A 21,414-nucleotide genomic window follows, 5' to 3' on the forward strand; every position below is an offset into this window, starting at 1 on the left:
GCCAACCCTAGATCTTCCGAGAAGACGAGCTCGCGGTCTTGCTGGCTCGGTCACTGGGCCGGCTTAGATAGCGAGGGTCGCAGAGCCATCACGAATGATGGCAGAGCGCGGGACCGGCCGCTATGTCGGCAGCGCCTTCAATCAACACCAATCGTGCGGGAGCGGTTGTGGAAGCGCGTCCAGGAGGCTCCAGGGCAGCCGCCAAAGGGCATGAAGCGGCCGGCGACTGTCTGGGTCAAGCCGGGGCTGATCGGCCGTGTGAAGCACCTACGCGGCGAGGACGATTTGCGGCATGCATCGCTGCAGGATTCCCGGGAGGAAGGCCGGTAGCTGCCGGCTGCCGATCGAACAGCAAACAGGGATCGACAGGCCGGCGCTCTAGGACGTGGCCTGTGCGATGCCTGGTGGCAAGCCGCACCGACCAGCTGCGGCTGGAAACTGGGTGAGTTCCCTCCGCCTTGAATCGTTTATCGCCGCATTAGGGTTCACGCAATTACGCCAAAATGAATAGGACGCCCTACCATTTCTACTATCGACAGGCGTAAAGGGCTGAAGACTTTGCAGTTCCCTGCCACGCACTGGGTCTGTACGATCATCGCGCCATTCGCCGGCCCACCAAGCTAAAAGATGGAGATTTCCATATGGAAGCAGCCGAATTGCGGGCGATTAGCGACACCCTCACACGGATTGTGAAGCCGGACATGACCCCCAAGCGATTGATCAAAGCGGCACGCAGGGTACATCCAAACGCCTCGAAGAAGAAAGTCGTTCGAGCGGCGTTCTTCTTAATCATTTCCCATGCGGATCGCGTCGGCAACTGGAGGAAATAGGAGGGTGGCATGCGAGAATTGCCATCCAACGTAGATCGTGTGAAAAGGCCGGTGCAGCGCCCTAGCCAAGCCCCAACTGCACCGGCCCTGCGAGACGTCGCATTTTATAGCAGATTAGCAATCCCTCAAATGAGACCTAGGGCCCAAGGTCGCTAAGCACAAAGACGTAAGGCGAGAATGGCCGGTGCAACGCGGGCTCACTGGGGGCGGGCGCCGCACCGGCCACTGCGGGTGGTGGCAACCAATTCCCCGCGCTGATTAATTTATGAGCACATTGCAGGACGCTCAATTAAGACTGAGTGCCCTAGTTTGCCGGGGTCCAAAGGGTCTAGTTCACCGGCCGCTGTTTCCCCATGATGTCGTGTCCATGTCGCGCGGATCCGCCGATAATCGCAGGAGAAACCCATCGAAGGCAACGAGGTGGTTCCGAGCTCACGCCGAATCTGTTCACGGAAATTCGCGGGCGTTTATTCGGTCGATATTCGACGGAAGAGAGTGAAAAGCAGCTAAGTATTTGAAAATTCTGGTACGCCCAAGGGGAATCGAACCCCTGTTACCGCCGTGAAAGGGCTTCTAAGTCGTCCAACGCTGTCTAGGCTGATTTATTGAACCCCTTGCAACATAAGGTTTCTTGCCCAGTTGCGTTTATGCTTGTCCAATGTCGTCCACGCCGGTATATTGGACAAAGTGTTGGACACGGCAGGGCAGGGACATGGCAAAGAGAGTTCGCGACGCTACGCTCGACAGCAAGGAAGCACGGGCGAAACTGAAGGCGCGAGGCAAGCCATATTACAAGAGCATCGGTCCCGGTCTTCACATCGGCTATCGCAAGGGCAAGGAGGCCGGCCGCTGGGTCGTCCGCATGTATGTCGGCGAGCAGAATTACAGGGTCGAGACGATCGCGGACGCCGACGACAAGCTCGATGCAGATGGCGCCAACATTCTTACTTTCTGGCAGGCGCAGGACAAGGCCAGGGAGCTCTACAAGCGTCTCTCAGGCGACGCCGGCACCATCTCGGGCGCCTACACCGTGAAAGAGGCCACAGACGACTACCTGCAGTGGATGGAGGGCAACCGGAAATCCTCCAAGGATGCACGGTATCGTGCCGAGGCTCTGATCTTGCCCGAGCTGGGCGAGGTCGACGTCTCCAAGCTCACGGCCAAACAGATTCGGAAGTGGCACGGCAAGGTTGCCGCGACCGCGCCGCGCCTGCGCACCAAGGCGGACGCCGAGCAGCGCTTCAGGGAACTGGCCGACGACGCGGAGTCCATCCGCCAGCGCCGGGCGACAGCAAATCGCGTCCTAACAATCCTGAAGGCGGCGCTGAACTATGCTTGGCGGGAAGGGAAGGCGGCATCGGACAGAGAGTGGCGCCGGGTCGAGCCGTTCGAGGATGTGGAAAGCGCCCGCGTTCACTATTTGACGATCGCCGAGGCGCAGCAACTCGTGAATGCGTCCAGCGGTGCCTTCCGGGATCTTGTGCAGGCCGCCCTGCAGACCGGCGCCCGTTACAGCGAACTCGCCCGACTTCGCGTCGAGGACTTTAACACCGACGTCGGCACTGCCACCATCAGGGCGAGCAAATCCGGCAAGGGCCGCCATGTCGTCCTGACCGATGAAGGCGCCGACCTGTTCAAGCAACTATCCCATGGCAAGCGTCATGGGCAATTGCTGCTGACCACGCCAGCCGGCGGCGTCTGGGAGAAGTCTCACCAGTTCCGGCCGATGAAGGAGGCCTGCAAGAACGCGAAGATCACCCCCGCGATCGGCTTCCATGGCCTACGCCACACATGGGCGAGCCTGTCTGTCATGAACGGCATGCCGCTTCTGGTCGTGGCGAAGAACCTTGGCCACACCGACACGCGAATGGTCGAAAAGCACTATGGACACCTCTCGCCGTCTTACGTCGCCGACGCGGTGAGGGCAGGGGCACCAAGGTTCGGCACGATCACGAAAAGCAACGTCGCCGACTTGCGGAGCGCATGAAGATGCAGAGCGTAGAGGAATATCTGAGGGAGTTCGTCGATGGGCAGTTGTCCATCTACGAAGAAAAGCTCGCGACAATCCGTGTGCAAGGCGGCGACGGACTGACACCTGAATTGCGAAAGCACATCGCTCGGCGTCATCCCAAGATCGCGGAAGGGCCAAAATGGGAACTCTATCTACTCGGCCGAAAATTGAAGGAACTGACCAGCGTCGCCGAGGTTGGCCACCGCCTGCACATTATCAGGATGGCGCTTGATTCTGGCGACCTGATCAGAGCCCATCAGGATCTCGCTGCCTTCGAGTCGGACAGGTCTTTTGTTGAAGGCCATTCGTACCAGCGTCCGTTGCGGACAGGGCTCAAGAGCCGCAGGAACCTCGACAACGCGCGAGCGTCGGCGAACGGTTCGCCAGTCGAGCAATTGCGACGGTGGAAGCAGCAGCAAGAAGCTTACGAAGATGAATTGAAGCGCGGTAAGCGGCCAGTAGCGGCATATGACAAGGCGGCCGAGAAATGCAAAGTCTCCCGCAGAACCATCCAGCGGACAGTTGAGTCCGGTCGAGGAAAACCAGCTTAAAAATCTTTGGACAGCGCATTAAGCTGTCCAATCGTGACCCGTCCATTGTCGGCCATCCTCGAACAAAGGAGACCGCGATGGATACGAATTTCGAAGCTTACTCGATCCCAGAGTTCTGCGTCGCTCACCGCATTTCCAGGGCCACATTCTATAACTTGCTGAAGGTTGGCCAGGGGCCGCGCACGATGCATGTCGGCGGTCGCGTTCTGGTCAGCAAGGAGGCCGGCGTCGAATGGCGTAGGGCTCGTGAAGCTGCCTCAACCACGGCAGGGGAGGCCGCATAATGGCCTACCTCGTTTCCGCTGCCGCCATCACCTTCGTGATCTTCATCATCGCCGGGTGGCTGGCATGAGCTTCGATCTCGAACACTCCGAAATCATCGCGCTCGGTGCTCGGCGCCTTGTCGAAGTGCCTCCGGCACAACGAGGCCACGCGGCGGTGCCGTGGCTCCGGTCTCAATTGCCAATGACCGCCGCCGAGGCGATCGAGGCGATCCGTTTGGCAAATTTGCTCAGGAGCGGAGGTCTCGATGATGGAGCCTCTTAAAAAGCGAAAGCCCGCCGGCCAGGGCGAGCTTCGCGAAGTCAAAATGGGAAACAGCAACGGCAACACTTCTAGCGAAAAAGGGCCTTCCCCGCAAGCACGGTGGAGAGAGGCGCACCCATTGGAGCGTTGGTCTCACGTCGCTGTTGCCAGTGCTATCCGACGCGGCATCTTGGTGAAGCCCACGTGCTGCGAAAAGTGCGGCGAAGCGAAACCGCTCGATGCTCACCACGATGATCACCGCTATGCCCTGGACGTGAAATTCTGGTGCAGGGCCTGTCACGTCCGACATCACGCGCGACTGCGCAAAGGCGGTCCAGCATGAGCCGTGACTTCCACCCGATTAATTCGGCGGTGTGGTCGTCGCCGGCCTTCCTTGCGCTCGACGACAGCGACAGCCGTCTCCTGCACTTCTACTTCATGACCGGCCCGCACCAGAACAGCAGCGGCTGTTGTCGCGTGCGAGAAGGCTATGCCCTGGCCGACTTGCGGTGGGCGCCGCAGCAATATCGGGCGGCGCTTGCCAACATCGTTGCGGGCAACCTCGTCCTGCACGATCCGGCAACGGAAGAAACCTATGTCCAGAAATGGTTCCAGCACAAAGGGAACATCCCGACAAACCAGTCCCATGCCATCGGCGTCATGAAGACAATCTCGCTCATCGACAGCGACAAAATCCGCGGTGCTGCTGAGGCCGACTTTATGGCGACCGCATGGGGCCGGAAGATTTCTCCTTCTGCAGACAATGAGGAAACGGGAAGCCCTCTCGACAGTCCCCTCACTCCTCTTGTGCAGTCGATTTCGCCGGCGTTGGCCAATTCCAGGCTGATGAGGAGGGGCACATGATGGTGAGCCTGTCGAGAGCCTCCGGACAGCCTGTCGACACAGAGAACTTAGAGGGAAAGGGAACTGAGAGCGAAAGCGAACTCAAACTTGAATCTGAAAAGAAGAAAAAAGAGAAAAAAAAAGAGATAGGCCATTCGCAAAAATTCGAGCCCGTCACCAGTGCCGCAGGGCTTTGGAGGGAAGAGGAGCCAGGACCGAACGTCGGCGCTCTTCCTGCTCACTGTCAGCGCTCACACAGGACTGGACTGAAGGTCGGCGCACCAACCTTCAACGCCATTTCCGCCCAGAAAGGTTTCGTTTCAGAAATTTCTACAGAAAGAAACAGTGCGGGGACGGCGGCCATATTGAGTCCGCCGGTCCATGGGCGCGTTTGCTTCAGCCAACCTGGCCAGCGCTTCTTCGACTTTTTGAGCCGCCGTGTCCGTGCGCTTGATGCGCCGTATCAACTGCCGCCTCAGCTTCGCGAGCATTTCGGCGCGATATACGTCCCCGTATCTCGCGGTTTCAAGGTGGAGGGTCGCAAGCCTCATGGGCGACGATTCCAATTGGGCAGCAGTAGAATTCGCGAATCCGCCTTTCGTTCCGTTGTCCGACCTTTCGCTGTCTGGCTGCTCCTACATATTGCTGCAGGGCCGGATCGGAGGCCGTGGCTTGTACGGAAGTGTTTGGCGTCTAAGTGGAACGTCGGCGGGCGACGTTCGGACCGGCTTGACAGCAGCAGTGGATTGAGCGGCGGCCGCACGCCTGCCGAGCAGCGCCGCCGACATTTTGGCGAGCTTCGATTTTATACCCAAGGACTCCTCCCGAGAGACCTACTCCAGCAGTTCGTTTCTACCACAGGTGGCGCCGCGCTCGCATTTAGATTTGCTAATTCAGGAACGCCGTCAGTGCCGGGGATCGATCTTCGTCAATCGCTCCTTGGCCTCGACCAGACGCCGTTGCGCAGACCGTATGCTGTCGCACAACGCGACACCGACGACGGCGCCGCAGTCCTGGTCCAGCAACTTATTCGTACGTTTGAGAGAGGTCTCAGCTCGTTTGACGCGCAGCCGAGCCTTAGCCCGTTCCAAGTTAAAAAAATCAAGCATTGTTCCGCGTTCGTGGTTGCAGTCCCTTCAATGGACCAACCCCTCCCGATGGCTTTTGTTCCTGCGACATGTTGGCCGATCACTGCGAGGCTCGGCTGACATGGCTGAGCGGAACAACCTCGCCAGCACGATGCGCGTCATGGCTACGAGCCTGGAGCGGTCGCCGCTCGACGCGAAGATCGACGTCGTCGTGACGGCCTGCCTGAAACGCGGGATCTTGGTGACGGCAGACGGCTATGTCCGGCAGGCCGACGCCGCAGCCCTGCTGGGTGTCTCACCGTTCACGCTTCGAAACCGGCGGCTCAATGGCGGCGTCGCAATCGCTTGCCGGCCAAACGGGCGAATCATCGAGTACGCCATCGCCGGCATCGCCCAAGCCCTGCTTGCCCGAGAAAAGTGCGTTTGAGCGTACCTAGCCGTACCGCCGCGAACTAGCCCGCCAGCGCCTCCGGTGGGAGAATCAGACCAACCAAATCAGGAGCCCGGCCAGATGCTTGCCCGCCTATCCAAGCCCACCGCGACAGACTTCGAAAAGGTGTTGGTGATACCGGATCGCCCGGCCGCGATCGGCGAGGCCGAAGCAGCACTTCAGGACGCCGCAGCAGCCCGCCAGGCAGCGCAGCGCCGCCACATCGAGGCGGGCCAGCGTCTTGCCTCCCAGCGCCTGGGCGAGCCGCCTACGATCACTCAGCACGACGTCGACGACATCGGCGCCGAACTGCAGCCGCTGTTCGCCGCTGAAGCCGAAGCGAGGGCTCGCCGCGACGAGGCCGTTCAAGCATACGAGGCAGGTCTTGTGCCGGCATTGGTCGAACCGCTTCGCCAGTATCGCGACGCCATCGCCGCCGCGCTCGACAACCTCGACGCGTTGCTCGCCGAAGGGCTGCGGTTCAATGCAAGGGCAAAGTATGCCGGCGTCGATCTGAAGCGGTTTGGCCATTTGCCGGGGTGCATTCCTCCGCTGACGCAGCATCTGGACATGGTCCGCAAAGTCTTCAACCACGCCAACCGGACCTGATGCGATGAACCCCGAAATCCTCGATCGGCTCGCCGCTCTTGAACAACAGGTAGGAGAGTTTCTGCCGGCGGCACTGGAGCGCAAGCGCGGTGCTTTGGAACCGTGCAGTTGGCTGTTCGGCGAAGTTAAAGCCAAGGCCGAAATTGACCGAAACGAAGCCCGTATGTCGGTCATCGAGATGGCCGAAATTTATGTGGTCGGCGACATCAACGACGCCCTGGCGCTGAACGTTCACGACCAGTTGGAGGCGGCTCGGCTCTCGCCGGCAATTAGCGTGTTTATCGACAGCCAAGGCGGCGATTTCGATGCAGCCGTCCGCATTCACCGCGCCATAAGGTGGCATCCCGGTGCCAAGGTGGCAAAGCTCGGCAAGCGCTGCATGTCGGCCGGCGTGCTCGTCTCAATGGCCTGCGACCACCGCACGGCGGAACAAGCCACGCAGTACATGCTGCACCTCACTGCCGATTGCCCAGATCCTCGCGATCGCTGGACCATGTACAGGCACATCGAGGCAGCGCGCCGGCTGCGGCAGACCGACAACTTGTACCTCAATGTCATCGCCGACCGCTCCGGCGCCGAGCTCGCTGCATTGGCGATCGAGGCCGCAAAGGACGAAGAGCAATCGCTTCAGTGGTGCCTAGAGCACGGTCTCATTCACGCGATCGAGGAGGCCGCCAAATGAAAAACCGCCAAGTGACACTCAACGGAGGCCCGCCGCCGCCGCGCAAGGAAGTCGCGGTTCCTCTCAAAGAGACCGAAGCCGAGCGCAAGCAGCGCCGCGCCATGGAAAAATATCGCCACGAGCGCGAAGTCGCCGCATGGAAGCGTACGAAATGACGAAGAAACCCGTCATCGTCGACCAGCGCCAGGCCGATCTCAGAAAGATCGACAAGGAGATCGAGCGCCTCGAAAAGCAGATTGCGGAGAAGAGCGCCGCGCTGGACGCTGACGTTCAGAAACATCTGAGCGAGATGAGCCGCACGCTACAGCAGCGCCTGGGCGAACAGATTCGCACGCTTCGCGGCCGGATCACCAAGCTTCACGACCAGCGCTTTGTCATCGAACTGGGCGATGACCTTGCCGAGCCCAAGCGGCAGCAGGCAGCGGCGCCTGCCAAGGTGCATCGAGAGTGGGAACTGGAGCCCGTGCAGGTGCCAGAATACCCATCTCTCGCCAGGACCGAGGAAAACCAGAAGACGTTCACCGAGACGTACGAGCGTTTCGTGGCAGGCTTCGCCTATCACAAGCAACTGTACCTGAAGAATGCTGGCTGCCACCCAGATGATCGGGCCCATCTGGACGCGCTCGCGATTGTCGCTGCCCAGAGCGAGGCCGGCCAAGCGTGGAATGGCCTTCGATGCGCGGCCATCGAGAAGCGTCTGGCCGAGATCGAGAGCAGAGCGACCCTGTCTTACAAGGGCGTCTGGCAACGAGATGCCGCTTACCAACATGGCGATGTCTGCACCCACCAAGGCAGTAGCTGGCATTGCGAACTTGATCACGCTCAGGGGCTACAGCCGGGAGAAGGACTCGGCTGGAAACTGATGGTGAAAAAGGGGCGCGACGGAAAGGACGCAAGGCCATGAGCAACGCCGCTGTCAACGACAATGACCCGAACAAGCCCGTCGCCGTCTACATCACAGGGAAAGGCGAGGACTGGGCAGGCGACCCGCAAGTCCTGGCCGCCACGCTGCGCGGCTGCTTCGCTCGGTTCGAGGAAGGTTTTGGCCGTCTGCCTGAAGAGAACGAAAGTCAGATGATTTGGGCTGCTGTGCAGCGCTATCACGGCGTGCCCGAGCAGCACATTGAGCCTCCAGAGATGAGGCAGCAGTGATGAGAAGCCTCGCAGACACCCACCGGGGGGCGATCACACCCCAGGGCGCCGGTTTCAAAGACCGCTTGCGATACCTGAGCACTTCGTTCTGGTCCTCCGGTTCAACCCGCGCGAATGTGGGAGGTGCTGATTAATGGGCGCTCGCGGACCTAAATCATCGGCAGCCCTTGCCATCGTCAGCCCGTCGCAACCCGGCACTGACTACTCGGCTTCCGTCAAGGCACCGGCCGCGCCGGCTCATCTGTCGGCCGCATCTCGCAAATGGTGGGACGAAGTCGTTCGCGAATACCAGCTTGAAAGCCACCATCTCCGGCTTTTGCAGGCCGCCTGCGAATCCTGGGAGCGAATGCAGCAAGCGAGGACCGCAATCGCCAAGCACGGGCTTACGTTCGTCGATGCGCAAGGCTGCCCGAAGGCGCGGCCGGAAGTGGCGATCGAGAGAGATGCGAAAGTCGGCTTTGCCCGGCTGATCAGGGAACTCGATCTTGATTTCGAGGCACCGGCCGAGAGCCCAAGATCGCCGGCCATTCGGAGCAACCGATGAAACGGCGCCCCGGCAAGAAGCGCGTCACCATCTCGGCAGCAGCCGTGGAGGCCTTCAAGGCTGGCGATCGTCAGTCGCTCGGGATGGCGCTTGGCGTTCGGCCGTGGGAACCGAATCCTCTCGATGTCGACGGGCCGCTGGCGCCGGAATGGGCAAGGCACGGTGGCACCGCATGGAGCCAGGCCTGGCCGGCATCCTGGGAACTTCGCCAGCAACTCGAGGCGGCGATATGATCACCCGCGCCGCGCGCAATATTCAGTGGATCGAGGACTTTTGTCGGGTTCCGGAAGGCAAGGATATCGGCAAGCCGATCCGGCTGCGGCAGTGGCAGAAGGACGATCTGCGCAAGATCTACGACAACCCGCACGGCACCCGCCTGGCGATCATTTCCTTCGGCAAGAAGAATGGGAAGACCTCGCTGGCCGGCTGTTTGCTGCTGTTGCACCTATGCGGACCGGAAGCGATTCCAAACACCCAGCTTCCCAGCACGGCTCAATCGAAAGAACAGGCGGCGGTGCTGTTCAACCTGGCCGCCAAAATGGTGCGGCTGAATCCTGAAATGGACGCATCCATCATCATCCGGGACACGATCAAGCAGTTGTTCTGCGTTGGCTTGGGGACGCTGTACAAGGCGCTTTCCGCCGACGCCTCTACCGCGCATGGCCAGTCGCCTATCTTCGCGGTGCACGACGAGCTCGGGCAGGTGCGCGGCCCGGTCTCGGAACTGTACAACGCCATCGAAAACGCCATGGGCGCGCACGAAGCGCCGATGTCGGTGATCATCTCGACGCAGGCACCGAACGACGCGGATCTGCTTTCGATCCTCATCGACGACGCGCTTGCCGGTCACGACCCGCATACCGTCATCAGCCTCTATTCGGCCGACATGGCGCTCGACCCGTTTTCAGACGAGGCACTGCTGCAGGCGAACCCGGCCTTCGATGACTTCCTCAACGCAAGCGAGGTGCGCAAGCAGGCCGAGAACGCCAAGCGGCTCCCGTCGCAGGAACCGCTGTTCCGGAACTACACCTTGAACCAACGCGTCGAGGCGTCGAGCCCGTTTATTTCTAGGGGCGCCTGGCAGGAGTGCGGGGCGCCGGTTGAGCAGGACTTCAAAGGCCGGCCGGTCTATGGCGGGCTCGATCTGTCGGACGTCAACGACCTCACCGCGCTGGTGCTGGTCGCTCCGTTCGATGGCGTCTGGAACGTCAAGCCAACGTTCTGGCTGCCTGGCACAAGCCTCCGTGAAAAAGCTCGATCCGACCGCGTTCCTTACGATCTTTGGGCCAAGGAAGGGCACCTTACGCCGACGCCAGGCCCGACCGTCGATTATGAGTTTGTCGCGAAGGCCCTGGAGGCTCTGTTCGACCGTCTCGACATTCGAAAGATAGCTTTCGACCGCTGGAATTGGCGGCATCTGAAACCATGGCTTTCCAAGGTCGGCTTCACCGAGGCACAGCTTGAAGGCGACAAAGCCGTATTCGAGCCGATGGGCCAGGGTTTTCAGTCGATGTCCCCGGCTCTACGGGAGCTCGAAAGCGCCATCCTCAACAAGAAGATCGCCCACGGCAACCATCCCGTGCTCGGCATGTGCGCGGCCAATGCCACGGTGCATATCGACCCCGCGGGGAATCGGAAGCTTTCGAAGATGAAGTCGCATGGTCGTATCGACGGCATGGTCGCGCTCGCCATGGCGATGAGCGTCGCCGGCACGCACAAGGAAGCGCCGAAACCGACCTATAAAATCATGTTTGTGGGGTAACGGAGATGGCCAGGAAAGACCGCCGCAGCCCCGAAGCCGGAGTGTACCGGAAGCTTTACCGCACCGCGCGCTGGCAGGCCATCAGGGCGGCACAACTGGCGAAGCATCCGCTGTGCCAAAAGTGCCTGCAACGCGGTCGCGTCGAGCGCGCCACGGTCTGTCACCACGTCGAGCCGGAGACGAAGAAGACGAATTTCTATGGCGGCCCGTTCCAGTCGGTCTGCCAGCCTTGCCACGACGGGCCAATCCAGTCCGAAGAGAAACGAGGCTTCTCCAACGAGATCGGCGTCGACGGCTGGCCGATCGATCCGTCCCATCCGGCGAACCGCAAACCGGGAACGAGGGCGAAAGCATGATGATCGCCGGCTACGCTTGCAAATATGGCGTCTGCTCCAATGACCATTTTGTTGTCTTGGCCGGCGCCTTCACTGGCCTGTTGAAGCGCGGTTTCTCGCCGAAGATGCTGTTCGAACACGACGGCGCGCCGGCTGGTCGATGGGTCAAGATCACCGAAGACGAGCATGGCCTTTTCGTCGTCGGCGAAGTGGTCGACAGGCACGCGATCCAAGAAGTTGAAGCCGGCCGTTGCAAGGGGCTGTCTCTCGGCCGTTTTGTCGGCGTTCGCGAACCGATTGCAGGCGGCCTTTCCCGATGCCGTGAGGTAATGGCGCTCCCTGAAATTTCGATCGTCTCGCGGCCGGGGATTCCCGGAGCATTGATCGAAGCAATTTCGATGGGGGCCTGCTGAATGTCGTCATCAGCAGGGATGGTCGGATACTGGAAAAACCCGTTTGCAACCGTCGAACCTGTCGTTCCGGAAGTCCCGGAGATCCAGACCACGCTTCCGACATCGGCCTATGGCCAGACCATCCCGGTTGTCTACGGCAAATGTCGTCTCCCAGCTGCATATATCTGGGTGCCGCCGATCCTGACGGTGACATCGACGCATGCCGAGTATTGGGGCGTGGTCAGGGGCACGGTCACATCCTCCTCGACCACGGCGAAGATGTCGGCCAGGCTACGCTTTGCCCGTCCGCTGGTTCCTAATTCGACATGGACAATGCGGAAGCTCTACGCCAACGGCAAGACGATTTACGACGGCTCGATCGGCTACAGGCAGAGTGGTCTAAGGTTCACCGCCTATGATGGCAGAAGCACTCAGCCGCGCGATCCGACCATGGTCAGCGAGGAAGGCGAAACTTTTGTCTCGGCCCATCGCGGCTATCTTGATATCGTGGTTGTCGATTTTGATATCGTTGGCCTTGGCGCGCCTCCAGTTTTCGAAGCCGAGTGGATTCAGGACGGCGGGACGACGCACGATTACGATACGTTCACCACGTTCTCAGGCTCGATCTTCTTCGACAATCTGCTTCCGGTCTGGGATCAGACCAAGGCCTATGGCTTCGACTACGGCGCCGTCTATCTCTACAGCATCCCCGCGGCCAAGCAGTATTTCACGTTCGACATACCGCCTGATGCCTATGGCTACTACGCCGCGTTCCGTTACAGCCGCGCGCTCGACAGGCTGATTTATCTCGGCAGCTTTACCGGCGTCGGTGGATGGGAGCCCGTCCTTATCGACGGCAGCACAGGCGCCATTGTTGCCACCTCCGGTGATTCCGCAACGTCGTCCACCGTGACCGGCGGCTGCCTGGCCGATGTGGGCGCAGGATCATCTCTCCTCGTCGGGTTTTCCAGCAATGTTCAGATATTTGCCTTCTATGCCACGCTTGAGACGATCGAGCGTAGCTACCAATCCATCGCTAGCTTTGGAGGCTACTCCTCCATTCAGTGCGTTACCCCCGGTGAAGTGCGCGGCAGTGACCTGGATTTCTGGTTTTGCGCCGACTCCGATCTGGTGAAAGTCACGCTCACCGCGCTCGGCACTTTCAAGAGTTCGACCGTCGTTGCCACCTTCTCCGATGCCTTGCGCTACGTCATCCGTGACGACGACGGCGATCTTGTTGTCTGGACCGATGCGGGAACGGTCAAGCGCATCAATGGCACCACGGGAGCGGTCGAATATACGAAAACCGTTCCCTACCAAATTCAGACCATCAGCTTTCGAGCCTTGGGCGCGCCAGACCTCCAGCGGCTAACTGAGGAACTGTATTTCACGACGGGTGGAGTGTCGTATTTCACCGACTTGAAAACCGGCCTCACACGATCTGTTTCCGGCGCCGATCCGTCACCCGTTATTTTCTTCTACGACGGAGAGAATGAGGTTGTTTTGACTACCAGCGCCGGCGCCCAACCACAGCGTCTTCGCGTGATTGCGGGCGGCGGCGAGCAGCGTCTGCTCTCCGATTTTCTCGTGGACTTGTTTGTCCACGGCGGTGGCTTCGATCCATCCGAGATCGTGGTGGAAAATGTTGATGATCTGATCCAAGGCGCCGTGGTCGACATCACGGCGAACGTCCGTGACATCGCGCGCTCGATCTGTGAGCCGTATTCAATTGCAATGTTTGAGCGCTGAAGGGAGCTAAAGCATGGCAATCAATTTCGCTGGCGGGACGGACCGCATTTCCTATGCGGACCCCAATTGGAATGACTTTACAGGCTGCATTTCATTCAGGCTGAAGACCACACAGACGACGGCAAACGCGGTGCCTCTGTCGATATGGACAAGCAGTTCGCGCCGTGGCGTTGGCTTCATTCTCAACAACATCGCAAACAAAATATCTGCGGTGGCGTATGATGTCAGTAATGCTCGGGTAGGTATCGTCAGCACGACCAGCATAAACGATGGCAACTGGCACACCATTGGGTTCAACTGGAATGGAGTTAACGGTGGCGGCAATGCTCTGTTCGTCGATGGCGTCTCGGAAGCCACCGCAAACTCGTCGGCGAATTGGTTCATTGACGTCGCCGGAACGCCGCTATGCCTTGGTGACAATATCGATGCTTTCTGGCCCAGCTACGCTGGCGACATCGCCGAAGTAGCTGTGTGGGTCGGCCGACAGTTGGATGTTGCTGAGCACGAAGCGCTTGGCCTACCCCGCAACGGCTTCTCGCCCGCCAAGATCGCTCCCCGCTACCTGAAGTTCCACGCCCCGTTGGTGCGACCGGCACGGGATAGGTTCGGTTCCACCATGACCGGCCCGACCGGAACGACCGTCAGCGATCATAGTTGTCGTGTCATCTACCCGGTGTTCTAACCGGCCAATGCCATGCCGATGGCGATGCCCAGCCCGATAGCGAGGCCGCCAGCGAGCTTGCCGGCCAAGTCTAGGGCGATGACGCTGAACAGCGCTCGCGCGTCTGTGCGGGGCGCCTGCAAGGCTTTGGAAAGGTCGTCGAACATCGCTTCCATGCCCAGATTCTAGATCGGAACCCGGCGAAAGTGAATCCCCACTGTCATGGCGTTATCGCACCAGTGCTTAGCGACCGCTAATTTAAGCCGTGTTGGTAAGGACAGCGGCTAGCCGAACGCGCGCTGGTGGGCTTCCTTGCGGACTGTAATGTCCAGCGGCCCGACGGCCGGGCTTTGTTGGGTGACTCGGTTCGACCGTCGGGCCTAACCGGCGAATGGGATAACGTTCGCCGGCTGAGACGACTGTAGGGCCATTCATAAACATCTGCTAATTTAGTAGCTACACCAGCATGTCCGCTAATGAACGTGCGCTAATATGGTGAACGAATGGTGAAGGCGGGCGGCCTGCGTACACGTCAATGACATCGTGTGAAAAGGCCGGTGCAGCGCCCTAGCCAAGCCCCGACCGCACCGGCCCTGCGAGACTAGTAACCCCGCCTGAACGCATTTTATAGCAGATTAGCAAGCTCTCAAATGAGACCTAGGTCACAGCGGCCCGACGGTTGGGGGCTGGGGCGCTTGGGCTTGACCGCCGGGCCTAACCGGCAGGCTCGCCGGCTGGCGAGGTTATAGGCCCGTCAATCATCGCGGATACTTGGCAAAACGGCGGTGTTTGGTTCCTCCATCCTCAAATCGGATGAGGCATGTGAGTCGAATTCGGCCAACTCTGGCGACGCTCGTCGCGCTATATCGGCTCATGGGCAAGGGCTGGACGTTCCAATCTCTGATCGACGCGAAGATGACGGTGATGGCGCACTGTCACAACTCGGCCTGTCACCATCGCCAATCGCTCGACCTCGCCAAGCTGCGGGACCGATTCGGCCCGGATGCACCAGCGATGGCCGACGACCTAGTTCCGAAGCTGAAATGCGCCAAGGGCGGCGGCAAGAAAGACGGGCTGATCTACACGCCAGACAGCACGCCGAACGCCTATCGGAAGGCAACGCAATGACCGACAAGCCGGTGACGACCTACATCGTGTCAGTCACTGCGGAGCTTCGACGGTAATCTTGATCGCGGAATAGTAAGCCGCAACATTGGCGATGTCTTCATCGCTCAGGTTCTTGACGACCGCCGACATCATTTGACTCTTGCGCTGTCCGATCTTGTAAGCCATCAGCGAGTGGACGAGATACTCGTACTTCTGCCCGGAGATATTGGGCGTGTAAGACAGTTTGCCGATGCCATCCTTGCCGTGGCACACTTGGCATTGCGTCATGACTTTCCGGCCGGCGATGCCGTCGCCTGCTGCCTGCACAAATGACGAGGTGACCACGAGGGCAGCCAGGCCAAGGATCAAACCACGCATACTATGCGCCCGGACGTGTTGAGTAAGTTTCATCGAAGTCCTCCCATCGGTTCGCGGCCTTTTTCCCCTTTGACCTGACGCAGAAATTAACTGCCGGTGCATCGCGCGAGTCCAGCAATTGGGGATTGTGTAAAACGATACACTCCGCGATCGCGTGTGCCTACATCCCGTTGTTTTCGATGATGCCGGCTTCGCCGTCGGGCAACTGAGCAGCAGTTGGCGCCGGGGATTTCTTCAGCCTCACCCCGGCGCCGCCGCCATTCTCGGCGATGAACTCGAAGGGATTGATAGGCGCATAGGTGGCTTATGCGCCTCGGTCAGGGTCGCGCCGGCCCGCCCACAATCCACTCGGACCGGTGCGGCCTGCCCATCCTGGCTGGCGCGCGTTACAATTCGCTCAATTCCTAGGCGCACCTTCTCGATCTGCGCGAAGGCTTCTGCCTCGGACTGCTTCTCGTATAACCTGATGTGCACGACGCCGTTGTCGATCACACGAACGAACGGCCTGCCGCCGGCCATGTCGAGTTCAACCGCCATTTTCCACGATTGATTGCCCATTGCCCCATACCCCTGCCCGCTGCAATCAGGCGCTTGCAAAGCCGGCCTGTCAACAACAGGGTTAACGCATGGTTAATGGCTGGGGAAGCGCCCCGGGCATCGACGGCGGAGGTCAATTCCATTGCCAACGTGATGACTTTTAAAGCAAGCCTGCCTCCGCAAGGGCGCGCTTGACGATTCGAGCGAACGGGCGCAGCGTAGGCGCACCGGTCGACAGTGGAAGCTGCCGACCGGCACTTGCCACCGGAAGCCTTGCAGGGCCTCGTAGTGACCGACACTAGATTTATCACCCCGGACACGATTCGCTAGGCGTTGCCTTTGGCTTCCCTCAACATTGAGAGGGAATGCACATGACTATGTTCACACGTCGGCAGGCGATGTCTGCCCTAGCCTCTATTCCGGCCATAGGAGGCGCAGGAAGCGCGCTTGCCTCGCCTGGTGTCTCGTTGCCATCCAGCATTGCCGAGGCGCCGGACGAGCGCGCCGTGCGACTGGCAGAGGAACTGTCGGCCGCGATGAACGGCTTCATGACACTGGCAGGCGATAAGCCCCATTGGGTTGCGCACGTCAAACCGTCATCCTACCCGAACCCGATCTGGTTTTCGCAGGACGCTACAGGCGCGCGGAGGCCTTCGACCTTTACCGAGAAGGTCGAAAACGTCAGGCGGGCTGCTGAGGCGCTTAAGCAGGCGATGACCGACCTTCACGGCGTTCCCTGCAAAATCGCAATTGGCAGCGATACCGATTGCATGGTCGTCATGACCGAAAAGGCGGTGCGGTACGCAGTGGAAATGTCATGAACGCCCACACGCCAATGACCCACCCTTACGACAATCTGAACGACCTCCACAGCGATATCAGGCACTTGTCGATCCTCATCAACGTCATCACAGAAAAGGCGCTAGAGTTTCCCGACATAGGCGACGTGACCGGCTTGCTTTGGATTGCCCGAGACTTGGCCGAGCGGATCGTCACCAACTCCGAAGACGTGTGCTCGAGCCAAAACATTTGTGAAGGCGAACTGATCAACCGGCCACTGTCAACGTTGACAGTGAGATGGCCCGCTGCCTCACGGTGGCGGGCTTTCTTTATCTTGTGGCAGAAAAGTCACGCGGCTTGAATATGCAGAGCTTCAACCGGCGCGCGCTTATTATCCAGCTAAGTGAGGCGTACCGTTGTTGTTCAAGGGCAAAGGGGCCGCGCCCGACAACTCCTCCCGAACTAGCGCCCGCCACCTGACCTCCCGGTGGCGGGCTTTTTTGTTAGGGGAGGTTCATCGGGTCGCTGATAGAGAACCAAACAATCTCGCCAGACGCCGTTCGGACCAAATACCAGCTTTTCGCGGTTTTCCGATCAAGCAGGATCGTGGTCTGCTGAGACTTTGAAGGATCCATATACAAAGAGGCCGAGCCTTGCGAAATCTCATATCGGGGCGGCTCGCTGTTTGAACAGCCGGCGAGAGCCGCAACAGCTAGGCCAAGTACCAGTTTTCGCATTTTTCCCCTCCAATCGCATGGGCGAGCGGAGTGTGGCAGGAATCACTCAACCCGACAAAGCCGGGCCGATATTGGCCAGATATTGGACAGGGGAGGGAAGATTTTAGCTAAGTGCTTGAAAAGTCTGGTACGCCCAAGGGGAATCGAACCCCTGTTACCGCCGTGAAAGGGCGGTGTCCTGACCGCTAGACGATGGGCGCGCTCAGATGAGCGGCTTATAATTGCGTTGTTCGCAGCCGGCAACCCGTCTGCCGCTGCCTGCGACAACTTTTTTCGACAGTGGCAAAAACAGCGTTCTTGGCTGTCGGGCCGAAGTTTCGCAGCCTTGCCCGGTCTTCGGAAACGTGTTCGGCAGAGTTTGCGCAGATCGGCGAAAAATCAGCCGGCGCTGCGCCTACGGCAGCGCCAGTTCCAGTCGCGCTCGGGGCCGACGTCGACATGGACGGATTCGGTGTGGCAGTAGGTGCCGACGCCGCCACGGCCCGGCATGGTGCGGATGTAGTTTGCCAGATCCCATTTGGAGACGCCTGGAACCTGGATGTCGGCGGCAGCGCAATACATGTGCAGCGAGTTCTTGGCGCCGTTGGCGCGGCGGTTGCGGGCCGGGTCGCGATAGCCCGAGGTGACGACCATCTTGCGGCCGTAATGGCCCTCGATCGTCTTCAGCACGCGCACCAGCGAGGGCTTCAGGCAGGCGACGTCGACGCTCTCGTTCTGCTTCAGCAGGCCGTTGGGGGCAAGGCGGGCAAGGCCAGCGGCGGAGGCCACCTGGTAGGCGCCGCCCTCGTCCTCGTTCAGATCGACGTCGCTTTCGTCGTCGAGGCCGGATTTGCGCTTGATCTCGAACAGCGCCGTCTGGCGCACGCCGGGCAGGGCGTCGGCACCGGTGATGTGGTTGCTATCGCCGCCGATCGAGGCAAGCTGCACCGGCTTTTCGGCCGGAGTGGCCGAGGCCAGCGTGATAATAGGCTTTGCCGGCGCCGCCGTGGCCTTGGCCTGCGCAGGCTGCTCGCCCGAGCGCGCGTTGACCAGCGGCGCCGGTGCCGCCGAGGCCGGTGTGGTGCTGAACAGCGAGGCGAGGAAACCCTTCTTCGGCGCGCTAACCTGCTGCGGCGCCTCGCCGGCCGTAACATAGACCTGATTGGTCGTTGCCGGGGCGGCGGCGGCTATGGCTTCCTGCTTCGACGCAGTCGTGGAAGCATCGGCGGCGGCGACCTTCTGCGCCACTGCGTCGGTCTCGGCGGCTGTCTGCGCCGGCTGCACCAGCGGCTGCGGCGTATTGCCGGCAACGGTGTCGGAACCGGCAGGTACGTTGATTGGGAAGGCCGCCCCGGGCTTGGTCACCGGCACAAAGGCGACCTTTTCAGGCAAAGGCTTGTCGCCCTCGCTCATCACGGTCGATGCCTCCGAAGAAGCTGATGTCACCTGCGTGGACGAATCGGTCGCGGTCGCCGTCGTGGCGCTGGAGGCCGCATTGATGTCGGCCGAGGTGGCGTTATAGCCTGGCATGCCGACGGACATTGTAGGGTCGCCGGCCGAGGTGCAGGACGCCAGAAGCACGGAGAAAAGCGCTGCCGCAATGCTGCGGCTTTCCCCTCGTGTGAGACGCCAACCTACTGATTTCAAAACAAAATTCCCCCTCGGTATCCGGCCGGTTCATCGTCGACTCGGCGCCTCGCGCTCCATCGCAATGCCCCTTGTTCCCCAACCGGAAACGGGACCTGTGTCAAATCTGCAAGCCTCGGATTTATTCGTTTGTAGAAGGCGAATTGAGGCTGCCGGATGGTTGACGACACCATTTCGGCCTGTTTTGACGAGCCGTCAACTCACCAGACATTACAGTCTGTTACACACGCACCTTGACATAGGTGCCCGGCGCATCACCCAAGGTTTTCATATGCTTGCCGGGTTTTCGGGCTGGCACGCGGGTGTTGTCCCGAGTCTCGACCCAGTGCTGCCAGTGCGTCCACCAGGAGCCAGGATGCTCCACCGCCGAAGCGAACCACTGGCCAAAGTCGCCCACCGGCTTGCCGCCGGTCCAGTACTGGTACTTCATCGACGCTGGCGGGTTGACGACGCCGGCAATGTGGCCGGAACCGGCCATCACATATTCGACCGGGCCGCCGAAATATTGCGAACCGAGGAACACCGAAAGCGCCGGCGCGATGTGGTCTTCCTTGGAGGCGAGGTTGTAGACCGGAATGGTGATGTCGGCGAGCGACACGATGCGGCCGGCAAGTTCCATCGTGCCTTTCGAGAGGTTGTTCTCGAGGTAGCAGTTGCGCAGATAGAAGGAATGGTTGGCGGCGGCCATGCGTGTTGAATCGGCGTTCCAGTAGAGCAGGTCGAAGGGCAGGGGATCCTTGCCGCGCATGTAGTTGTTGACGACATAGGGCCAGATCAGGTCGCCCGAGCGCAGCATGTTGAAGGCTGTCGCCATCTTGGTGCCGTCGAGATAACCCTTCTCGTTCATCGATTTTTCGACGGCCGCGACCTGGTCTTCGTCGACGAAGACTTTCAAGTCGCCGGCATAGGTGAAATCGACCTGGGTGGTGAAGAAGGTCGCCGATTTGACGCGGTCGTCGCCCTCCTGCGCCAGCAACGCCAATGCCGCCGCCAGCAGCGTGCCGCCGACGCAGTAGCCGATGGCGTTGACGTCCCTTTCGCCGGTGGCCTTCTCGACCATGTCGAGGCCGTATTGCAGGCCCTCGCGGATATAGGCCTCCCAGCTCTTGGTGCCGTGGCGCTCGTCCGGATTGATCCAGGAGATGACGAAGACGGTGTGGCCCTGCTCGACCGCCCAGCGGATGAAGGATTTCTGCGGGTTGAGATCGAGGATGTAGTACTTGTTGATCCAGGGCGGGCAGATCAGCAGGGGACGCTTGAGCACGGTCTCGGTCGCTGGATCATACTGGATGATCTCGGCGACATCACTACGGCCGACCACCTTGCCGGGCGTGGTGGCGACGTTCTTGCCGATCTCGAAGGGCGAATAGTCGGCCTGCCTGAGCTTCAGGTCGCCCTTGCCGGCGGCGATATCCTCGGCCAGCATCTTCATGCCGCGCACCAGGTTCTCGCCGTTGGAGGCAACCGTTTCGCGAAACAGCTCCGGATTGGTCAGGATGAAGTTCGACGGCGAGATCGCGTTGGACACCTGCTTGACGTAGAAGCTGGCCTTGTGGCGGGTGTGTTCGTCCAGCCCCTCGGCATGCTCGACCAGGTCGGCCGCCCAGCGCGAGGTGACGAGATAGGCCTGCTTGAGGAAATCGAAGAAGGCGTTGCGGCCCCATTCGGGATCCTGGAAGCGCTTGTCGCCGCGCTCCGGCTTGATCGCGTCGTCAGGCGCCTCGGCGTTGGGGCTGACGCGCTGGATGGCATTTGCCCAGACCGTCATGTAGCCGGCGAACAGACGCGTCTGCGCCTCCAACGCACGCTGCGGGTCGGCAAGCCAGTACTCGCTGAGCTTGGAGAAAGTCTTGACCATGTCGACCACGGGTTCGGCGACGTGGTCGCGCACCTCGCCCTTTTCGCGCGGCTCGGCCCAGGCGGAGGCGGCCTTGCCGGCCTGCTCGACCATGCGCGCCATGTTCAGCGCGAAGCGTTCCGGGTCCTTTACCAGATATTGCTCGACGGTCGAAGGTCCGCCATCTTCCGCTTTGCCCGAATCGGGTGTCTTGGACATGGTTCTCGGGGTTCCTCCCGGAGCGTTTT

28 protein-coding genes and 1 tRNA gene are annotated in these 21,414 nt (G+C 60.4%); 22 read left to right on the forward strand and 7 right to left on the reverse strand.

Annotation, left to right across the window (positions count from 1 at the left end; all coding sequences use genetic code 11):
- Positions 1-641 precede the first annotated feature (641 nt).
- From AC1RUK_RS09295 to AC1RUK_RS09310, 4 genes are all read left to right on the forward strand, one after another.
- Positions 642-830, forward strand: coding sequence for a hypothetical protein (locus AC1RUK_RS09295; protein WP_481835852.1), 189 nt, complete (start codon positions 642-644; stop codon positions 828-830).
- Positions 831-1,542: 712 nt separating this feature from the next.
- Complete coding sequence (locus AC1RUK_RS09300; RefSeq protein WP_481840225.1) at positions 1,543-2,817, forward strand: tyrosine-type recombinase/integrase; 1,275 nt, start codon at positions 1,543-1,545, stop codon at positions 2,815-2,817.
- Positions 2,814-3,392 carry a hypothetical protein gene (locus AC1RUK_RS09305; RefSeq protein WP_481835850.1) on the forward strand — a complete coding sequence of 193 codons (579 nt, stop codon included), beginning with the start codon at positions 2,814-2,816 and terminating at the stop codon, positions 3,390-3,392. The genes AC1RUK_RS09300 and AC1RUK_RS09305 overlap by 4 nt, the downstream gene beginning before the upstream one ends.
- A gap of 77 nt (positions 3,393-3,469) precedes the next feature.
- The gene (locus AC1RUK_RS09310; RefSeq protein WP_481835849.1) at positions 3,470-3,676 is read left to right on the forward strand and encodes a helix-turn-helix transcriptional regulator; all 207 of its coding nucleotides are present in this window, start codon (positions 3,470-3,472) and stop codon (positions 3,674-3,676) included.
- Positions 3,677-3,680: 4 nt separating this feature from the next.
- Here the strand turns inward: AC1RUK_RS09310 and AC1RUK_RS09315 are convergent, their stop codons facing one another.
- On the reverse strand, positions 3,681-3,995 hold the full coding sequence (locus AC1RUK_RS09315; RefSeq protein ID WP_481835848.1) for a hypothetical protein: 315 nt from the start codon (positions 3,993-3,995) through the stop codon (positions 3,681-3,683).
- A 261-nt stretch (positions 3,996-4,256) separates the two neighbouring features.
- On the opposite strand from AC1RUK_RS09315, the gene AC1RUK_RS09320 reads away from it, so the two are divergent.
- The 15 genes from AC1RUK_RS09320 (at position 4,257) to AC1RUK_RS09390 (ending at position 14,185) form a co-directional block, all read left to right on the forward strand.
- Positions 4,257-4,781 carry a hypothetical protein gene (locus AC1RUK_RS09320; RefSeq protein ID WP_481835847.1) on the forward strand — a complete coding sequence of 175 codons (525 nt, stop codon included), beginning with the start codon at positions 4,257-4,259 and terminating at the stop codon, positions 4,779-4,781.
- Entirely contained in the window at positions 4,778-5,968 is a 1,191-nt protein-coding gene (locus tag AC1RUK_RS09325; RefSeq protein WP_481835846.1) for a hypothetical protein, read from the forward strand. The genes AC1RUK_RS09320 and AC1RUK_RS09325 overlap by 4 nt, the downstream gene beginning before the upstream one ends.
- 1 nt (position 5,969) lies before the next feature.
- A complete protein-coding gene (locus tag AC1RUK_RS09330) occupies positions 5,970-6,275 on the forward strand; it encodes a hypothetical protein (protein ID WP_481835845.1) in 306 nt (101 codons plus the stop codon).
- A gap of 84 nt (positions 6,276-6,359) precedes the next feature.
- On the forward strand, positions 6,360-6,887 hold the full coding sequence (locus AC1RUK_RS09335; RefSeq protein WP_481835844.1) for a hypothetical protein: 528 nt from the start codon (positions 6,360-6,362) through the stop codon (positions 6,885-6,887).
- Positions 6,888-6,891: 4 nt separating this feature from the next.
- Positions 6,892-7,569, forward strand: coding sequence for an ATP-dependent Clp protease proteolytic subunit (locus AC1RUK_RS09340; RefSeq protein ID WP_481835843.1), 678 nt, complete (start codon positions 6,892-6,894; stop codon positions 7,567-7,569).
- Positions 7,566-7,724, forward strand: coding sequence for a hypothetical protein (locus tag AC1RUK_RS09345; RefSeq protein ID WP_481835842.1), 159 nt, complete (start codon positions 7,566-7,568; stop codon positions 7,722-7,724). The genes AC1RUK_RS09340 and AC1RUK_RS09345 overlap by 4 nt, the downstream gene beginning before the upstream one ends.
- Positions 7,721-8,473, forward strand: a complete 753-nt coding sequence (locus AC1RUK_RS09350) for a hypothetical protein (RefSeq protein ID WP_481835841.1) — start codon at positions 7,721-7,723, stop codon at positions 8,471-8,473. Before AC1RUK_RS09345 ends, AC1RUK_RS09350 begins: the two co-directional genes overlap by 4 nt.
- The gene (locus AC1RUK_RS09355; RefSeq protein ID WP_481835840.1) at positions 8,470-8,721 is read left to right on the forward strand and encodes a hypothetical protein; all 252 of its coding nucleotides are present in this window, start codon (positions 8,470-8,472) and stop codon (positions 8,719-8,721) included. Before AC1RUK_RS09350 ends, AC1RUK_RS09355 begins: the two co-directional genes overlap by 4 nt.
- Positions 8,722-8,854: 133 nt before the next feature.
- Positions 8,855-9,265, forward strand: coding sequence for a P27 family phage terminase small subunit (locus AC1RUK_RS09360; RefSeq protein ID WP_481835839.1), 411 nt, complete (start codon positions 8,855-8,857; stop codon positions 9,263-9,265).
- Positions 9,262-9,498 (forward strand): hypothetical protein, encoded by a 237-nt coding sequence (locus tag AC1RUK_RS09365; RefSeq protein ID WP_481835838.1) that lies wholly within the window; start codon positions 9,262-9,264, stop codon positions 9,496-9,498. The genes AC1RUK_RS09360 and AC1RUK_RS09365 overlap by 4 nt, the downstream gene beginning before the upstream one ends.
- Entirely contained in the window at positions 9,495-11,027 is a 1,533-nt protein-coding gene (locus tag AC1RUK_RS09370; RefSeq protein ID WP_481835837.1) for a terminase large subunit, read from the forward strand. The genes AC1RUK_RS09365 and AC1RUK_RS09370 overlap by 4 nt, the downstream gene beginning before the upstream one ends.
- A 5-nt stretch (positions 11,028-11,032) precedes the next feature.
- Positions 11,033-11,383: an HNH endonuclease gene (locus tag AC1RUK_RS09375; protein ID WP_481835836.1), complete on the forward strand. Its 351-nt coding sequence runs from the start codon at positions 11,033-11,035 to the stop codon at positions 11,381-11,383.
- The gene (locus tag AC1RUK_RS09380) at positions 11,380-11,775 is read left to right on the forward strand and encodes an HK97 family phage prohead protease (RefSeq protein ID WP_481835835.1); all 396 of its coding nucleotides are present in this window, start codon (positions 11,380-11,382) and stop codon (positions 11,773-11,775) included. Before AC1RUK_RS09375 ends, AC1RUK_RS09380 begins: the two co-directional genes overlap by 4 nt.
- Complete coding sequence (locus AC1RUK_RS09385) at positions 11,776-13,503, forward strand: hypothetical protein (RefSeq protein ID WP_481835834.1); 1,728 nt, start codon at positions 11,776-11,778, stop codon at positions 13,501-13,503.
- Between the two features lie 13 nt (positions 13,504-13,516).
- Positions 13,517-14,185 (forward strand): LamG domain-containing protein, encoded by a 669-nt coding sequence (locus AC1RUK_RS09390; RefSeq protein ID WP_481835833.1) that lies wholly within the window; start codon positions 13,517-13,519, stop codon positions 14,183-14,185.
- Here the strand turns inward: AC1RUK_RS09390 and AC1RUK_RS09395 are convergent.
- Positions 14,182-14,340, reverse strand: coding sequence for a hypothetical protein (locus AC1RUK_RS09395; RefSeq protein ID WP_481835832.1), 159 nt, complete (start codon positions 14,338-14,340; stop codon positions 14,182-14,184). The two genes, AC1RUK_RS09390 and AC1RUK_RS09395, sit on opposite strands and share 4 nt — an antisense overlap.
- Before the next feature lie 697 nt (positions 14,341-15,037).
- Between AC1RUK_RS09395 and AC1RUK_RS09400 the strand changes: the two genes are divergently transcribed.
- A complete protein-coding gene (locus AC1RUK_RS09400) occupies positions 15,038-15,292 on the forward strand; it encodes a hypothetical protein (protein WP_481835831.1) in 255 nt (84 codons plus the stop codon).
- A gap of 33 nt (positions 15,293-15,325) precedes the next feature.
- On the opposite strand, the gene AC1RUK_RS09405 is transcribed toward AC1RUK_RS09400, so the two are convergent.
- Together AC1RUK_RS09405 and AC1RUK_RS09410 are read right to left on the reverse strand one after the other, a co-directional pair.
- Positions 15,326-15,682: a c-type cytochrome gene (locus AC1RUK_RS09405; protein WP_481835830.1), complete on the reverse strand. Its 357-nt coding sequence runs from the start codon at positions 15,680-15,682 to the stop codon at positions 15,326-15,328.
- Positions 15,683-15,889: 207 nt separating this feature from the next.
- Positions 15,890-16,207 (reverse strand): hypothetical protein, encoded by a 318-nt coding sequence (locus tag AC1RUK_RS09410; protein ID WP_481835829.1) that lies wholly within the window; start codon positions 16,205-16,207, stop codon positions 15,890-15,892.
- Between the two features lie 344 nt (positions 16,208-16,551).
- Between AC1RUK_RS09410 and AC1RUK_RS09415 the strand changes: the two genes are divergently transcribed.
- A complete protein-coding gene (locus tag AC1RUK_RS09415; RefSeq protein ID WP_481835828.1) occupies positions 16,552-17,007 on the forward strand; it encodes a hypothetical protein in 456 nt (151 codons plus the stop codon).
- A complete protein-coding gene (locus tag AC1RUK_RS09420) occupies positions 17,004-17,327 on the forward strand; it encodes a hypothetical protein (protein WP_481835827.1) in 324 nt (107 codons plus the stop codon). The genes AC1RUK_RS09415 and AC1RUK_RS09420 overlap by 4 nt, the downstream gene beginning before the upstream one ends.
- Before the next feature lie 501 nt (positions 17,328-17,828).
- Here AC1RUK_RS09420 and AC1RUK_RS09425 read toward each other — a convergent pair.
- The 3 genes from AC1RUK_RS09425 to AC1RUK_RS09435 form a co-directional block, all read right to left on the reverse strand.
- A tRNA-Glu gene (locus AC1RUK_RS09425) sits at positions 17,829-17,903 on the reverse strand.
- Positions 17,904-18,081: 178 nt separating this feature from the next.
- A complete protein-coding gene (locus AC1RUK_RS09430; RefSeq protein ID WP_481835826.1) occupies positions 18,082-19,224 on the reverse strand; it encodes a YcbK family protein in 1,143 nt (380 codons plus the stop codon).
- 325 nt (positions 19,225-19,549) lie between these two features.
- Positions 19,550-21,385 carry a PHA/PHB synthase family protein gene (locus AC1RUK_RS09435; RefSeq protein ID WP_481835825.1) on the reverse strand — a complete coding sequence of 612 codons (1,836 nt, stop codon included), beginning with the start codon at positions 21,383-21,385 and terminating at the stop codon, positions 19,550-19,552.
- Positions 21,386-21,414 lie beyond the last annotated feature (29 nt).

This window comes from Mesorhizobium monacense (assembly GCF_056781675.1).

Bases quoted from the DNA above. Each gene is read 5' to 3' on its own strand.
- AC1RUK_RS09390 (WP_481835833.1), top strand. From the start codon at position 13,517: ATGGCAATCAATTTCGCTGGCGGGACGGACCGCATTTCCTATGCGGAC.
- AC1RUK_RS09330 (WP_481835845.1), top strand. From the start codon at position 5,970: ATGGCTGAGCGGAACAACCTCGCCAGCACGATGCGCGTCATGGCTACG.
- AC1RUK_RS09430 (WP_481835826.1), bottom strand. From the start codon at position 19,224: ATGTCCGTCGGCATGCCAGGCTATAACGCCACCTCGGCCGACATCAAT.
- AC1RUK_RS09320 (WP_481835847.1), top strand. From the start codon at position 4,257: ATGAGCCGTGACTTCCACCCGATTAATTCGGCGGTGTGGTCGTCGCCG.
- AC1RUK_RS09410 (WP_481835829.1), bottom strand. From the start codon at position 16,207: ATGGGCAATCAATCGTGGAAAATGGCGGTTGAACTCGACATGGCCGGC.
- AC1RUK_RS09435 (WP_481835825.1), bottom strand. From the start codon at position 21,385: ATGTCCAAGACACCCGATTCGGGCAAAGCGGAAGATGGCGGACCTTCG.
- AC1RUK_RS09310 (WP_481835849.1), top strand. From the start codon at position 3,470: ATGGATACGAATTTCGAAGCTTACTCGATCCCAGAGTTCTGCGTCGCT.
- AC1RUK_RS09360 (WP_481835839.1), top strand. From the start codon at position 8,855: ATGGGCGCTCGCGGACCTAAATCATCGGCAGCCCTTGCCATCGTCAGC.
- AC1RUK_RS09300 (WP_481840225.1), top strand. From the start codon at position 1,543: ATGGCAAAGAGAGTTCGCGACGCTACGCTCGACAGCAAGGAAGCACGG.
- AC1RUK_RS09370 (WP_481835837.1), top strand. From the start codon at position 9,495: ATGATCACCCGCGCCGCGCGCAATATTCAGTGGATCGAGGACTTTTGT.
- AC1RUK_RS09350 (WP_481835841.1), top strand. From the start codon at position 7,721: ATGACGAAGAAACCCGTCATCGTCGACCAGCGCCAGGCCGATCTCAGA.
- AC1RUK_RS09380 (WP_481835835.1), top strand. From the start codon at position 11,380: ATGATGATCGCCGGCTACGCTTGCAAATATGGCGTCTGCTCCAATGAC.
- AC1RUK_RS09305 (WP_481835850.1), top strand. From the start codon at position 2,814: ATGAAGATGCAGAGCGTAGAGGAATATCTGAGGGAGTTCGTCGATGGG.
- AC1RUK_RS09405 (WP_481835830.1), bottom strand. From the start codon at position 15,682: ATGAAACTTACTCAACACGTCCGGGCGCATAGTATGCGTGGTTTGATC.
- AC1RUK_RS09420 (WP_481835827.1), top strand. From the start codon at position 17,004: ATGAACGCCCACACGCCAATGACCCACCCTTACGACAATCTGAACGAC.
- AC1RUK_RS09340 (WP_481835843.1), top strand. From the start codon at position 6,892: ATGAACCCCGAAATCCTCGATCGGCTCGCCGCTCTTGAACAACAGGTA.
- AC1RUK_RS09385 (WP_481835834.1), top strand. From the start codon at position 11,776: ATGTCGTCATCAGCAGGGATGGTCGGATACTGGAAAAACCCGTTTGCA.
- AC1RUK_RS09335 (WP_481835844.1), top strand. From the start codon at position 6,360: ATGCTTGCCCGCCTATCCAAGCCCACCGCGACAGACTTCGAAAAGGTG.
- AC1RUK_RS09400 (WP_481835831.1), top strand. From the start codon at position 15,038: ATGGGCAAGGGCTGGACGTTCCAATCTCTGATCGACGCGAAGATGACG.
- AC1RUK_RS09375 (WP_481835836.1), top strand. From the start codon at position 11,033: ATGGCCAGGAAAGACCGCCGCAGCCCCGAAGCCGGAGTGTACCGGAAG.
- AC1RUK_RS09325 (WP_481835846.1), top strand. From the start codon at position 4,778: ATGATGGTGAGCCTGTCGAGAGCCTCCGGACAGCCTGTCGACACAGAG.
- AC1RUK_RS09355 (WP_481835840.1), top strand. From the start codon at position 8,470: ATGAGCAACGCCGCTGTCAACGACAATGACCCGAACAAGCCCGTCGCC.
- AC1RUK_RS09295 (WP_481835852.1), top strand. From the start codon at position 642: ATGGAAGCAGCCGAATTGCGGGCGATTAGCGACACCCTCACACGGATT.
- AC1RUK_RS09365 (WP_481835838.1), top strand. From the start codon at position 9,262: ATGAAACGGCGCCCCGGCAAGAAGCGCGTCACCATCTCGGCAGCAGCC.
- AC1RUK_RS09395 (WP_481835832.1), bottom strand. From the start codon at position 14,340: ATGGAAGCGATGTTCGACGACCTTTCCAAAGCCTTGCAGGCGCCCCGC.
- AC1RUK_RS09415 (WP_481835828.1), top strand. From the start codon at position 16,552: ATGCACATGACTATGTTCACACGTCGGCAGGCGATGTCTGCCCTAGCC.
- AC1RUK_RS09345 (WP_481835842.1), top strand. From the start codon at position 7,566: ATGAAAAACCGCCAAGTGACACTCAACGGAGGCCCGCCGCCGCCGCGC.